The following is a 13,063-nucleotide window of genomic DNA, read 5'->3' as shown; positions in this document are numbered from 1 at the left end:
AGGCGCCTGCCCGGTTCGTGGCCGACAGGCTGACGGCGGCGTGGTTCTGGGGTGCCGTGGCGATGGCGCCGGTGCGACTCCAGTTCTGCATCGACATCCGCTCCAGGCACCGTCAGACGACGACGCGATTCGACCTGCGCGAGGTCGTGATCGACGGGAGCGAGATCGTGGCCGTCGGCGGTGCCCTGGTCACGGCGCCGACGCGCACCATGCTCGATCTCGCCCGTGACGGCGGCATCGACGACGGGCCGGCTGTCGGGCTCCTCGTCGCCCTGGCGGGCTGCACCGACGCCACCCTTCAGGCGGTGCTCGACCGGGCCACGGCCAGCGGGGCGCGATCGCACATGCGGCGCGCTCGAGCGCGGCTCGAGGCCGCGGTGTCAGCCGTCGCTGACGCGGTACACGTCGTAGACGGCCTCGATGCGGCGCACGGCGTTCAGCACGCGGTCCAGATGCGTCGTGTCGCCCATCTCGAAGACGAAACGACTCAGCGCCAGTCTGTCGCGTGACGTGGAGACGTTCGCCGACAGGATGTTCACGTGGTGCTCGGAGAGCACCCGGGTGACGTCGGAGAGCAGGCCGGCACGATCGAGGGCCTCGATCTGGATCTGGACGAGGAACAGGCTCTTCGAGGTCGGCGCCCACTCCACCTCGATCATCCGCTCGGGCTCCTTCATCAGGCCGGCGACGTTGTGGCAGTCGGCTTGGTGCACCGAGACGCCCTGACCGCGCGTGATGAAGCCGACGATGCCGTCGCCGGGAACCGGGGTGCAGCAGCGCGCGAGCTTCACCAGGATGTCGGGTGCGCCGCGCACCAGCACGCCGGAGTCGCTGTCGCGCAGCATCTGGGTGCGTCCCTTGGCGGGCAGCGCGAAGTCGTTGGACTCGACCTCGGTATCGGCCTGCACGCTGGCGACGACCTTCTCGAGCACGGACTGGGTCGAGACGTGCCCTTCGCCGACGGCCGCGTACAGAGCGGACACGTCGACGTACTTGAGCTGGGCGGCGACCTCGGCGAAGGAGTCCTGGCTCATCAGCTTCTGCAGCGGCAGGTTCTGCTTGCGCATGGCGCGGGCGATGGCATCCCGGCCCTGCTCGATCGCCTCGTCGCGGCGCTCCTTGGTGAACCACTGCCGGATCTTGTTGCGCGCCCGCGGGCTCTTGACGAAGTTCAGCCAGTCCTGGCTCGGGCCGGAGTCGGGGTTCTTCGAGGTGAAGACCTCGACGACGTCGCCGCTGGACAGGGTGGACTCGAGCGGAACGAGGCGGCCGTTGACCTTCGCGCCCATGGTGCGGTGGCCGACCTCGGTGTGCACGGCATAGGCGAAGTCGACGGGCGTGGCATCCGACGGCAGCCCGATGACGCGGCCCTTCGGGGTGAAGACGTAGACCTCCTTCGCGCCGATCTCGTAGCGCAGGGAGTCGAGGAACTCACCGGGGTCGTCAGTCTCCGCCTGCCAGTCCGAGATGTGAGCGAGCCAGGCCATGTCGTTCTCGCTCTGCGGGCCGGGGCCCGTCGACTTGCCGTTGACCTGCTCCTTGTACTTCCAGTGCGCCGCCACACCGAACTCGGCGCGCTGATGCATCTCGTGCGTGCGGATCTGGATCTCGACGGGCCTGCCAGCCGGGCCGAGGACCGTCGTGTGCAGCGACTGGTAGAGATTGAACTTCGGGGTGGCGATGTAGTCCTTGAACCGTCCGGGCAACGGGGTCCAGCGGGCGTGGATGGAACCCAGCACGGCGTAGCAGTCGCGCACCGAGTTGACCAGCACCCTGATGCCGACGAGGTCGTAGATCTCGTCGAACTCGCGCCCTCGTACCACCATCTTCTGGTAGATCGAGTAGTACTGCTTGGGCCGGCCGACGACGCTCCCCCGGATCTTGCCGGCCTTCAGGTCGCCGTTGACGGCGTCGATGACGTTCTGCACGAACTGCTCGCGCTCGGGGGTGCGCTGCCGCACCAGCGACTCGATCTCGGCGTAGATCTTCGGGTAGAGCACCGCGAACGAGAGGTCCTCGAGTTCCCACTTGATGGCCTGGATGCCCAGCCTGTGCGCGAGCGGTGCGTAGATCTCGAGGGTCTCTGTGGCCTTGCGGCTGGCGGACTCCGCGGGAACGAAACCCCACGTGCGGGCGTTGTGCAGACGGTCGGCCAGCTTGATGATGAGGACGCGGATGTCCTTCGACATCGCGACGATCATCTTGCGGACGGTCTCGGCCTGCGTCGAATCGCCGTACTTGACCTTGTCGAGCTTCGTGACGCCGTCGACCAGCATCGCGATCTCGTCACCGAAGTCGGCGCGCACCTGGTCGAGGGTGTACTCCGTGTCCTCGACGGTGTCGTGCAGCAGGGCGGCCGCGACGGTCTTCGATCCGATGCCGAGATCGGCGAGGATCTGCGCGACGGCCACCGGGTGCGTGATGTACGGCTCGCCGCTGCGGCGCTTCTGGCCGGAGTGCGCCTTCTCCGCCACGGTGTAGGCGCGCTCGATGATCGAGAGGTCGGCCTTCGGATGATGCATCCGGACGGTGCGGATGAGGGTGTCGACGGCGCCGACGGGCTGCGCCTTCGAGAAGATGCGCGGCACCAGGCGGCGCAGCGACGCGGTGGATGACGTGTTCATGTCCGTCATGGCGTCACCTTCCCTCGGTGTTCAATTATCCCCGCTCCCGAGGCCCCGGATCGACCAGGGCCCCGGTGTTCGCGGGGAGCGTCAAACCGTGATCTCCTCGGACTGCGCAGCGGCGGCCCTGTCGCGGATCGTACGCACCTTGGCGTCGTGCTTCTTCACGTTCTTCTCCCGCTCGCGCAGGAGCGAGTAGAGCGGAGCGGCGAGGAACACCGTCGACCACGTTCCGACCAGGATGCCGATCAGCAGCGCGAGCGAGATGTCGCGCAGGGTGTCGGCACCGAGGGCGAAGGCGCCGATGAAGAGGATCGACGCCACAGGCAGGGCCGCGATGACGCTGGTGTTGATCGAGCGCACGAGGGTCTGGTTGACGGCGAGGTTCACCGATTCGGCGAAGGTGCGCTTCGTCTCGACCACGTCCTCCTGCGTGTTCTCGCGGATCTTGTCGAACACCACGACGGTGTCGTAGAGCGAGTAGGCGAGGATCGTGAGCAGGCCGATGATCGCCGCCGGCGTCACCTCGACGTCTGTCGCCGCGTAGATTCCCGACGTCATGATGAGGTCGGCGATGAGGGCGATGATCGCCGCGAGCGACATCTTCCAGGTGCGGAAGTACAGCGCCATGCCCACGGCGGCCAGCAGGATGAACACGATCAGGCCCTGGATGGTCTGCCGCGTGATGTCGGCTCCCCACACCGGCCCGATGTACGACGAGGAGATGTCGTCGGCCGTGACGTCGTAGGCGTCCTCCAGGGCGGTGGCGACGTCCTTCGTCTCCGCCGTGGTGAGCTGGTCGGTCTGCACGCGCACGCCGGCGCCGCCGCCCACGATCGTCACGTGAGACACGGCATCCGGAACGACGGATGCGACGGCATCGGTCGCGGGCTGCGTCGTGGCGTCGCTCACGCCAGTGATCTGGAACTGGGACCCGCCACGGAACTCGATTCCGAGGTTGAATCCGCCGCGCAGCACCGGGATGAGGATCGACACCAGCACCAGGGCGCCGACGATGATGAACCAGATCTTGCGCTTCGCGACGAAGTCGAAGGAGCGCTTGCCGGTGTAGAGGTCGTTACCGAACGTTGTCAGGCGGCTGGCCATCAGGACTCCTTCCCGTTCTTCGAGATATCGCCGTCGGTGGACGGGGCGGATGCTGTGGACTTGGCTGACGTCGAGCCGCCGGAGGCGTCGAGCGCGGCGGCCTCAGCGGCCTTGCGCTCGGCGATGGTCTGGCGCTTCGCGGCCTCACGGGAGCTGCTGGCGGCCTTGGCCGCTGTGAGCTGGGCGCTGGTGCGGAACTCGGCGCGGCCGCGGTAGACGGCGCCCAGGGCTGTCGGGTCGAGGCCGGACAGCGGGTGTCCGCTGGAGAAGAACCGCGTCTGGGCGAGCAGCTGCAGCATCGGATGCGTGAACAGCACCACGATGATGACGTCGATGACAGTCGTGATTCCGAGGGTCACGGCGAAGCCCTTGACACTGCCGACGGCGATCACGAACAGCACGATCGCGGCGAGCAGGTTGGTGGCCTTCGATGCGTACACGGTGCGAAGCGCGCGCTTCCAGCCCGCCTCGACGGCCGACACGAGGACACGACCGTCTCGGAGCTCGTCGCGCACGCGCTCGAAGTAGACGATGAACGAGTCCGCCGTGAAGCCGATGGCCACGATCACACCGGCGACACCGGCGAGCGAGAGGCGGTAGCCCTGGTACCACGACAGGATGCAGAGCGTGAGGTAGGTGATGAGACCGGCCACGAGGAGCGAGACGATCGTGACGGTTCCGAGGAGGCGGTACTGGAACAGCGAGTAGCCGAACACCAGCAGCAGGCCGATGATGCCGGCGATGAGACCGCTCAGCAGCTGCGCCGAACCCAGGGTGGCCGTGATGGTCTCCGAGGACTGCACCGTGAAGCTGATCGGCAGGGCGCCGAACTTGAGCTGGTCGGCGAGGGCTTTCGACGACTCCTGGTCGAAGCTGCCCGAGATGGAGGGCTTGCCGTCGGTGATGACGCCGTTCATGGAGGGGGCCGACAGCACCTGGCCGTCGATGACGAAGGCGAACTGGTTGAGGGGCGGCGTGTTGGTCAGGGCGTAGAGGCGCTGGCTGACCTCGCCGAAGTCCTTCGTACCCTGGTCGTTGAACGTGAGGTTGACGACCCAGCGGCCCGTGGACGCGCCCTGCTGGTTGGTCTCCTGGCCGTTGGTGGCGTCCTTGATGTCGGCGCCGTCGACCTCGACCGGACCGAGCAGGTACTTGACGGTGCCCGTCGTGTCGCAGGTGACGAGGGGCTCGTCGGCCGGAGCGGCGTTCGTCGTGGCAGCGGCATCCGACGCGCAGTCGAACGAGTCGTACTCGGCCTGCAGGGCCGGCGTGATCCAGTTCGTGTCCGAGCCGTTCGTGGGGCTCACCGTCGGCGTGCTGCGCAGCGACTCGGTGGGAGTCGGGGTCGGCGACGCGCTGGCGTCACCGCCGACGGACGAGTCCGTCGGCGCACCGGCGAGGAGCACGGGGCGCAGCTCGAGCTTGGCCGAGGACTGGATGCGGTTCTTGGTCTCATCGTCGAGCTCGCCGGGGATGGCCACGACGATGTTGCTGCCGCCCTGCGTGCTGATCTCGGCCTCGCTGACGCCCGAGGCGTCGACGCGCTGGCGGATGATCGACACGGCCTGGTTGAGCTGGTCATCGGTGACAGTCTGACCGGTCTCGAGCTTGGGCGCGAGGATGATCTGCGTTCCGCCCTCGAGGTCGAGCGCGAGCTTCGGGGTCCAGGACCCGCCACCCCACAGCACGGCCGCGGTGTTGATCGCGACGAGGGCGATGACTATCGCCCCGAGCCACGAGAGGGAACGCCACGCCTTCTTGACGGGTGTCGACTTTGCCACCGAGGGAACTCAGCTTTCTACGCGCGCACCAGCGCCGCCGTCGGCGCTGGTGCGAAGGGGAGGGAGGGTGTCAGTCGTTCGACTTCTTGGGGTCTTGCCCGTCGACGTCGATGTCTCCGACGACCGTCGTGTCGGCGTTGGCCGACTCGTCGATACGCTCGCCGAACTCGGGCTCGGTGGTGAGCTCGTCGTGCGGGGCGTCGACTGCAGTCGAGTCGCTGCCGGCGGCGGGAGTGACGACGCGGGCGACGGTCTGGCGGTGCACCGTCAGCACAGTGCCGGGAGTCGTCTCGAGGAGGACCTCGTTCTCCTCCTCATCGATGGAGAGGATGGTGCCGAAGACGCCGAAGTTGGTCATGACCTTGGCGCCGGGAACGATCGTGGACTGCAGGTTCGCCTGGTCCTTCGAGCGCTTGCGGCTGTTGCGGAACATGAAGAAGATGAGCAGCGCCAGAACGGCGAGCATGATGAGTGTGATCGGATCCAACGGGGAAAGCCTTCCGGAATGGGCCCCTCAACCGCACCTGTCTGGCGCGGGATGCAACGTGGGCCAAGTGGAATTATAGGTCATCGAGTGTGACGCCGACTCCCGGCTGCCTGAGCCCGAAGTGACGCCAGCCTTCAGGGGTCGCCACACGACCTCGCGGGGTGCGCGTGATCAGGCCGATTCTCACCAGGAACGGCTCGACCACGGCCTCGATAGTCTCGGCCTCCTCGCCGACCGAGACGGCGAGGGTGTTCAACCCGACGGGTCCCCCGCCGAAGCGCTCGAGCATCGTGGTCATGACCTGTCGGTCGAGCCTGTCGAGTCCGAGCGAGTCGACCTCGTAGAGGTCGAGGGCGGCGCGCACCGAGGCGACATCCGCTCGTGCCATGTCGGATCCGTCGGTGGGGCGCCCGTGCACGAGCGTGTAGTCGCGCACCCGGCGCAGGAGCCTGTTCGCAATGCGCGGCGTGCCCCGGCAGCGTCCGGCGATCTCGGCGATGGCATCACGGTCGATGCGCAGCTCGAGCAGCTTGGCTGCGCGCTCCAGCACCTGCTCGAGCTCCGAGTCGGCGTAGAACTCGAGGTGCGCCGTGAAGCCGAAGCGATCACGCAGCGGGTTGGGCAGCAGACCCGATCGCGTCGTGGCGCCGACGAGGGTGAACGGCGCGAGGTCGAGGGGAACGGATGTCGCCCCTGCACCCTTGCCCACCATGATGTCGATGCGGAAGTCCTCCATGGCGAGGTAGAGCATCTCCTCGGCCGAGCGCGCCATGCGGTGGATCTCGTCGATGAACAGCACCTCGCCCGGAACGAGTGAGCTCAGGACGGCGGCCAGGTCGCCGGCGTGCTGGATGGCCGGACCGCTCGACATCCGCAACGGGCGCCCGGCCTCGTGCGCGACGATCATGGCGAGGGTGGTCTTGCCGAGCCCGGGAGGGCCTGCGAGCAGGATGTGGTCGGGAGTGCGCTGCTGCATCGTGGCCGCCGTGAGGAGCAGTTGCAGCTGACCGCGCACCTTGGTCTGTCCGACGAACTCGCCGAGCGAGCGCGGGCGGAGCGCCCCTTCGAAGGCGAGCTCCGATTCGCTCTCGAGCTCGGGATTGGTGAGGTCGAGGTCGGTCATGAGCGGCCGCCGCTCTGGGTGGCCGGGCCGAGGCGCGACAACGCCTGGCGCAGGGCGACCGGAACCGTGATGTCGGGAGTCTCGCCGAGGATCTCCTCGACGGCACCTGCTGCCACGCGCTCCGACCAGCCGAGGCCGACGAGGGCTGCGACGACGCTCTCCCCCGTGCTCGAGGCGGCGACGGATGCCGGCGCCGGGGCCGCGCCCGGAGCCACGAGCAGCTTGCCGGTGAGCGAGAGCACGATGAGCTTCGCCGTCTTGGGGCCGATGCCGCTGACCTTGCGGAACGCGGCGTCGTCCTCCAGGGCGACGGCGCGAGCGATCTGGTCGGGCGAGAGCGCGGCCAGCACGCCGAGAGCCGACTTGGGTCCGACTCCGGTGACGCCCATGAGCACCTCGAAGACGCTCAGCTCCTCGGCTGTCGGGAAGCCGAACAGCGTGAGCGAGTCCTCGCGCACTACGAGGGTGGTGAGCAGCATGGCCTCATCGCCGAGCCGTACGGAGAGTGCTGCCGCCGGCGTCGTCAGCACGGAGAAGCCCACTCCACCGACCTCGAGGACGACTGTGCCGCCGAGGGCGGAGAGGACTGTGCCGCGAAGGGAGGAGATCACCGGCTCAGCCTACGGGCGCCCGCCGACGCCGAGGCGCTGCGCTCCGCGGCGCGCCATGCCTCCTGGGCCGGCGTGAGCGCTCCGCCGCCCGCCGGCGCCCCGGGTGTTCCGGAACGCCAGGCGTGGCAGAGCGCCAGCGCCAGCGCGTCAGCGGCATCCGCCGGCTTCGGGACGGCGTCGAGCCCGAGGATGCGCGCCACCATGGCACCGACCTGCGCCTTGTCGGCGCGGCCGTAGCCCGTGATGGCCGCCTTCACCTCGCTCGGCGTGTGCAGCGAGACCGGCAGCGCCCGCTTGGCCGCGAGGTACATGGCGACCCCGGAGATCTGGGCCGTGCCCATGATCGTCGAGACGTCGCTGCGCGCGAACACCCGCTCCAGGGCGACGGTCTGCGGTCGATGCTCGTCGAGGATCGCCTCGAGGCCAGCAGCCACATGGGCGAGCCGCTGCTCGATCGGCAGCTCGGGCGATGAACGGATGACGACGACGTCGACGAGCTTCGCCGTGCGATCCGGCGCGACGTCGATGACGCCGACGCCGCACCGAGTCAGACCGGGGTCGACGCCGAGCACCCGCACGGCGGGCTACTCGTCTGCTTCGAGTTCGGCCTGCGCCTCGGCGCTCAGGTCGAGGTTCGTGTAGATGTTCTGCACGTCGTCCGAGTCCTCGAGGGCGTCGATGAGGCGGAACACCTTGCGAGCGGTCTCAGCGTCGACCTCGATCTTGAGGCTCGGCACGAAGGCGACGTCGGCGGAGTCGTAGTCGATCCCGGCATCCTGAAGCGCGGTGCGCACCGCGACCATCTGCGACGGGTCGGTGAGGATCTCGAAGGTCTCGCCCTCGTCGGTCACCTCTTCAGCGCCGGCCTCGAGCACGGCCATCAGCACGTCGTCCTCGGTGAGGCCGTCGGCGTGGGCCACGACGATGAGTCCCTTGCGGTGGAAGTTGTAGGCGACACTGCCCGGGTCGCCCATGGTGCCGCCGTTGCGGCTCACCGCAGTGCGCACATCGGCAGCGGCGCGGTTCTTGTTGTCGGTGAGGCACTCGATGAGCATCGCGACGCCGTTCGGACCGTAGCCCTCGTACATGATCGTCGTGTAGTCGACGGCCTCACCGGTGAGACCGGCACCGCGCTTGACGGCGCGGTTGATGTTGTCGATGGGGACCGACGTCTTCTTCGCCTTCTGGATGGCGTCGACGAGGGTCGGGTTGCCCGCCAGATCGGCCCCGCCCATCTTCGCGGCGACCTCGATGTTCTTGATCAACTTGGCGAACGACTTGGCGCGACGCGAGTCGATGATCGCCTTCTTGTGCTTGGTCGTTGCCCACTTGGAATGCCCTGACATGCCTTCGATTCTACCCATCGTGAGGCGACCCGCCATGCAGCCGTGCCGACCGGGGCGGCTGCCGTCCGTTGCCGCGACGCGCCGGGTGCGCCACACTGGCAGGCATGTCGGCTCCCGCCCGCCAGCTCGTCAGCTTCGGCCTGCTCGCCTTCTCGATCAGCTGGACGATCTGGGCGGTCTGCCTCGTCTCCGGTCAGGACGTCACCGGGTCGTCGATCACGTGGCTGTTCGCCATCGGTGCGAGCGGTCCCACGCTCGCGGCGATAGCGCTGTGGATCGGCATCCGTCGACGGATGCCGGGGATCGCGACGTCGTGGCGGCGCGCGTGGCTCTGGGCTCCGCTCGCGCTCGTGCTCGGCCTCGCGCCCGCAGTGCTCGCCGCGCTCGTGCAGGCGCCGGCCACCCTGGGCGAGCGGCTGGTCGATGGCACGAACAGCGTCGTTGCGGCATCCGGCGGGTGGATCCTGTTCGTGATCACCTACCTGATCGCAGGTCCCCTCGCCGAGGAGTTCGGTTGGCGCGGTTTCGCCCAGCCTCGCCTGCGCACGCGGTTCGGCCTGGTGGGCACGTCACTCGTGCTGGGTGCGGTCTGGGCGGTCTGGCACGTCCCGCTCTACCTGCTGAACGGAACCGGCCAGCACGAGACGGGGCTGCTGACGCTGCCGGCCGTGCTGTTCTTCGTCGGATGCGTTCCGACCTCGACGATCTTCCTCGTGCTGTCGGAGCGGCTGCGGGGCGGGGTCGCCTCGGCCGTGCTGCTGCATCTCGCCCTCAACGTGGGGCTGTCGGTGCTCCCGCTCGACTCGACGGTCGGGTCGGCGCTCTACCTCGGTTGGACGACTGTCATCGCCGTGGTCGTGACCGCTGTCTTCTGGCATGCCGGCAGCAGGACGGATGCCACGAGCCCGGCGACAGCCTGATCAGGCGAGCAACTTCCGGAGCGTGCGCAGGTTGCGGTTCGTCGTGGTCGAGCGGTACTTCGCCTTGCCGGCGATCTTCGAGAACGGGCTGTCGACGCCGACGTCGCGGCGGTTGTGCCAGTAGATGACGTTCTCGCCCGGGGCGATCACATCGTCGGCGGGGTCGAGGTCGGCGCCGAGGCCGACGAGTTCGTCGAGTACGGCGTCATCGGAGCCGAACAGCACGTACGGATGCCAGCCGTCACGCTCGGCATCGAACGGGAACGCGTCGACGACGGCCGCGAGGTCGGCGCGGCTCACCAGCACGATCCAGGCGTCATAGCCGAACCGCTCCCCGAGCGCCTTCTCGATGGTCGTCTTCAGGGTGGCGGCATCCGTCGACTCGGCATCGAATCGCACGTTGCCGCTGGCGAGCACGGTCTTCACCTCGGTGAAGCCCAGCGAGCGGAACAGCTCGGCGAGATCGACCGAGAGGATCTTCACGCCGTTGACGTTGATGCCGCGCAGCAGCGCGACGTACCTGTTCCCAGCCATGGGCTCATCCTCCCCCACCCGTCCGACAGGCGTCGGCATCGATCAGGCGGCTGCGCGCACCTTCCCGAGGAAGTACTCGTGGATGCGGTAGTCGCCGGTCACCTCGGGATGGAAGGAGGTGCCGAGGAGGTTGCCCTGCTCGACGGCGACGCAACGGCCGTCCTCGAGCGTGGCGAGAGGCCTCGCAGCCGGCCCCACCGACTCCACGATGGGCGCCCGGATGAAGACGGCGTGCAGGGGCTCGCCGCCCAGCACCGACACGTCGAGGTCCGTCTCGAAGGAATGGGTCTGCGAGCCGAAGGCGTTGCGGCGCACCGACACGTCGAGGCCGCCGAGGCTCTCCTGGCCCCGGATGCCGTCGAGCACCCTGTCGGCCAGCATGATGAGTCCGGCACAGGTGCCGTAGACGGGCAGGCCGTCGCGGATGGCGGCGCGCAGCGGCTCCGCGAGGCCGAAGGTGCGAGCGAGCTTGTCCATGACGCTCGACTCGCCACCCGGGATCACCAGGCCGTCGACGGCCGCGAGCTCCTCGGGGCGACGCACGAGAGTGACGTCGGCCCCGAGGGCCCGGAGGACCTGCGCATGTTCACGGAAGTCGCCCTGCAGGGCGAGGACACCGACCTGCGGTGTCACCACCCGCGCTCGGCGAGGCGGTGGGGCGCAGCCAGGTCGGAGACGTTGATGCCGACCATGGCCTCGCCGAGTCCACGCGAGACCTCGGCGATCACGGCGGGGTCGTCGTAGAACGTCGTGGCCTTGACCACGGCGGCAGCGCGCTGGGCCGGGTTGCCCGACTTGAAGATGCCCGAGCCGACGAAGACGCCGTCAGCGCCGAGCTGCATCATCATGGCCGCATCGGCGGGCGTCGCGACGCCGCCGGCGGTGAAGAGCACGACGGGGAGCTTGCCCGTCTCGGCGACCTCGACGACGAGGTCGTACGGGGCCTGCAGCTCCTTCGCGGCGACGTAGAGCTCGTCCTTCGACATCGACGACAGCGCGGCGATCTCGCTCTTGATCTTGCGGATGTGCTTCGTGGCCTCGGAGACGTCGCCGGTGCCGGCCTCGCCCTTCGAGCGGATCATGGCCGCGCCCTCGTTGATACGGCGGAGAGCCTCACCGAGGTTGGTCGCGCCGCAGACGAAGGGGACGTTGAAGCCCCACTTGTCGATGTGGTTCACGTAGTCGGCCGGGCTCAGCACCTCGGACTCGTCGATGTAGTCGACGTCGAGGGCCTGCAGCACCTGGGCCTCGACGAAGTGGCCGATGCGGGCCTTCGCCATGACGGGGATGGAGACCTCGGCGATGATCGCCTCGATGAGGTCGGGGTCGCTCATGCGCGCGACACCGCCCTGCGAACGGATGTCGGCCGGAACGCGCTCGAGCGCCATGACGGCGACGGCTCCGGCGTCCTCGGCGATGCGGGCCTGCTCAGGGGTGACGACGTCCATGATGACGCCGCCCTTCAGCATCTCGGCGAGTCCGCGCTTGACGCGGCTCGAGCCGAAGTGCTGGGAGGAAGTGCTATCGGTCATGAACGCCAAGTGTATTAGTCCCGCCGGGGTGCTCGAGACGCAGGTCGTCTCGCTGTGACTTCCGGGTGGGACAATATGAGGGTGAAGATCCTCTCGATCCAGTCCGCTGTCGCCTACGGCCACGTCGGAAACTCGGCCGCCGTGTTCCCGCTCCAGCGCATCGGAGTGGAGGTGCTTCCCGTTTACACCGTGAACTTCTCGAACCACACCGGCTACGGAGCCTGGCGCGGCCCCCTCATCAGTCCCGAGGACGTCGCCGCTGTCATCACCGGCATCGAGGAGCGCGAGGTCTTCCCCGCGATCGACGTCGTGCTCTCCGGCTACCAGGGCGGAGCAGGCATCGGCGACGTCATCATCGACGCCGTCGCGCGCATCAAGGCAGCGAATCCCGCTGCGATCTACTCCTGCGACCCCGTCATGGGCAACGCCAGATCGGGCTGCTTCGTCGCGCCCGAGATCCCCGTGCTGCTGCGGGAGCGGGTCGTGCCCGTGGCCGACATCATCACGCCGAACCAGTTCGAGCTCGGCTACCTCACCGGCACCGAGCCCGACAGTCTCGAATCGACTCTCGCGTCGGTCGACCTCGCCCGGGCCATGGGGCCGACCACCGTGCTCGTCACCAGCGTCGAGCGCCCGGATCGCGAGGAGGGCACCATCGAGATGCTCGCCGTCGACGACAGGGGCGCCTGGATCGTGCAGACTCCCCTGCTTCCGATGAAGGCCAACGGATCAGGCGACGTCACCGCCGCGCTCTTCACCGCGCACTACGCCCGAACGGGCGACGCGGCGGACGCCCTCGCCCGCACGTCATCGAGCGTCTTCGACCTGCTCACCCGCACCCACGAATCGGGCGAGCGCGAACTGCAGCTCGTCGAGTCGCAGGAGGCCTACGCCCACCCGCGGATGCAGTTCACGGCGAGCCAGGTGCGCTGAGGCGGACTACCTTCGTTGGTCGAGTAGCGCCCGAGCGCAGCGAGGACGCGTATCGAGACCATCGT

At 68.4% G+C, this 13,063-nt stretch carries 13 protein-coding genes; 2 read left to right on the top strand and 11 right to left on the bottom strand.

Features of this window, described 5'->3' with window-relative positions; translation table 11 throughout:
- Positions 1-380: 380 nt before the first annotated feature.
- From ASF30_RS08325 to ASF30_RS08290, 8 genes are all read right to left on the bottom strand, one after another.
- A complete protein-coding gene (locus tag ASF30_RS08325) occupies positions 381-2,633 on the bottom strand; it encodes a RelA/SpoT family protein (protein ID WP_055904453.1) in 2,253 nt (750 codons plus the stop codon).
- An 81-nt stretch (positions 2,634-2,714) separates the two neighbouring features.
- Complete coding sequence (gene secF, locus ASF30_RS08320) at positions 2,715-3,731, bottom strand: protein translocase subunit SecF (protein WP_055904450.1); 1,017 nt, start codon at positions 3,729-3,731, stop codon at positions 2,715-2,717.
- Positions 3,731-5,512, bottom strand: a complete 1,782-nt coding sequence (secD, locus tag ASF30_RS08315; protein ID WP_055904447.1) for a protein translocase subunit SecD — start codon at positions 5,510-5,512, stop codon at positions 3,731-3,733. The genes secF and secD overlap by 1 nt, the downstream gene beginning before the upstream one ends.
- 70 nt (positions 5,513-5,582) lie before the next feature.
- A complete protein-coding gene (yajC, locus tag ASF30_RS08310) occupies positions 5,583-5,999 on the bottom strand; it encodes a preprotein translocase subunit YajC (RefSeq protein ID WP_235480303.1) in 417 nt (138 codons plus the stop codon).
- Positions 6,000-6,072: 73 nt separating this feature from the next.
- Complete coding sequence (ruvB, locus tag ASF30_RS08305; RefSeq protein WP_055904444.1) at positions 6,073-7,122, bottom strand: Holliday junction branch migration DNA helicase RuvB; 1,050 nt, start codon at positions 7,120-7,122, stop codon at positions 6,073-6,075.
- Positions 7,119-7,733, bottom strand: coding sequence for a Holliday junction branch migration protein RuvA (ruvA, locus tag ASF30_RS08300; protein WP_055904441.1), 615 nt, complete (start codon positions 7,731-7,733; stop codon positions 7,119-7,121). Before ruvA ends, ruvB begins: the two co-directional genes overlap by 4 nt.
- The gene (gene ruvC / locus ASF30_RS08295) at positions 7,730-8,311 is read right to left on the bottom strand and encodes a crossover junction endodeoxyribonuclease RuvC (RefSeq protein ID WP_055904438.1); all 582 of its coding nucleotides are present in this window, start codon (positions 8,309-8,311) and stop codon (positions 7,730-7,732) included. Before ruvC ends, ruvA begins: the two co-directional genes overlap by 4 nt.
- A gap of 6 nt (positions 8,312-8,317) precedes the next feature.
- On the bottom strand, positions 8,318-9,079 hold the full coding sequence (locus ASF30_RS08290; protein WP_055904436.1) for a YebC/PmpR family DNA-binding transcriptional regulator: 762 nt from the start codon (positions 9,077-9,079) through the stop codon (positions 8,318-8,320).
- 104 nt (positions 9,080-9,183) lie between these two features.
- Between ASF30_RS08290 and ASF30_RS08285 the strand changes: the two genes are divergently transcribed.
- Positions 9,184-9,999 (top strand): CPBP family intramembrane glutamic endopeptidase, encoded by an 816-nt coding sequence (locus ASF30_RS08285; protein ID WP_055904434.1) that lies wholly within the window; start codon positions 9,184-9,186, stop codon positions 9,997-9,999.
- Here the strand turns inward: ASF30_RS08285 and ASF30_RS08280 are convergent, their stop codons facing one another.
- From ASF30_RS08280 to pdxS, 3 genes are read right to left on the bottom strand one after another with little or no spacing between them, the layout of a single operon-like run.
- Positions 10,000-10,533, bottom strand: coding sequence for a DUF1697 domain-containing protein (locus tag ASF30_RS08280; RefSeq protein ID WP_055904431.1), 534 nt, complete (start codon positions 10,531-10,533; stop codon positions 10,000-10,002).
- A 42-nt stretch (positions 10,534-10,575) separates the two neighbouring features.
- Complete coding sequence (gene pdxT, locus ASF30_RS08275; RefSeq protein WP_055904429.1) at positions 10,576-11,169, bottom strand: pyridoxal 5'-phosphate synthase glutaminase subunit PdxT; 594 nt, start codon at positions 11,167-11,169, stop codon at positions 10,576-10,578.
- Positions 11,163-12,065: a pyridoxal 5'-phosphate synthase lyase subunit PdxS gene (gene pdxS, locus ASF30_RS08270; protein WP_055904427.1), complete on the bottom strand. Its 903-nt coding sequence runs from the start codon at positions 12,063-12,065 to the stop codon at positions 11,163-11,165. The genes pdxT and pdxS overlap by 7 nt, the downstream gene beginning before the upstream one ends.
- 81 nt (positions 12,066-12,146) lie before the next feature.
- Here pdxS and pdxY point away from each other — a divergent pair, with 81 nt between their 5' ends.
- Entirely contained in the window at positions 12,147-12,998 is an 852-nt protein-coding gene (gene pdxY / locus ASF30_RS08265; RefSeq protein ID WP_055904424.1) for a pyridoxal kinase PdxY, read from the top strand.
- Positions 12,999-13,063: the final 65 nt, after the last annotated feature.

It is taken from the genome of Leifsonia sp. Leaf264, from assembly GCF_001422325.1.
GTDB lineage: Bacteria > Actinomycetota > Actinomycetes > Actinomycetales > Microbacteriaceae > Orlajensenia.
Note: the sequence above shows the minus strand (reverse complement) of the source record. Positions and strands in the feature narration are given on the sequence as shown.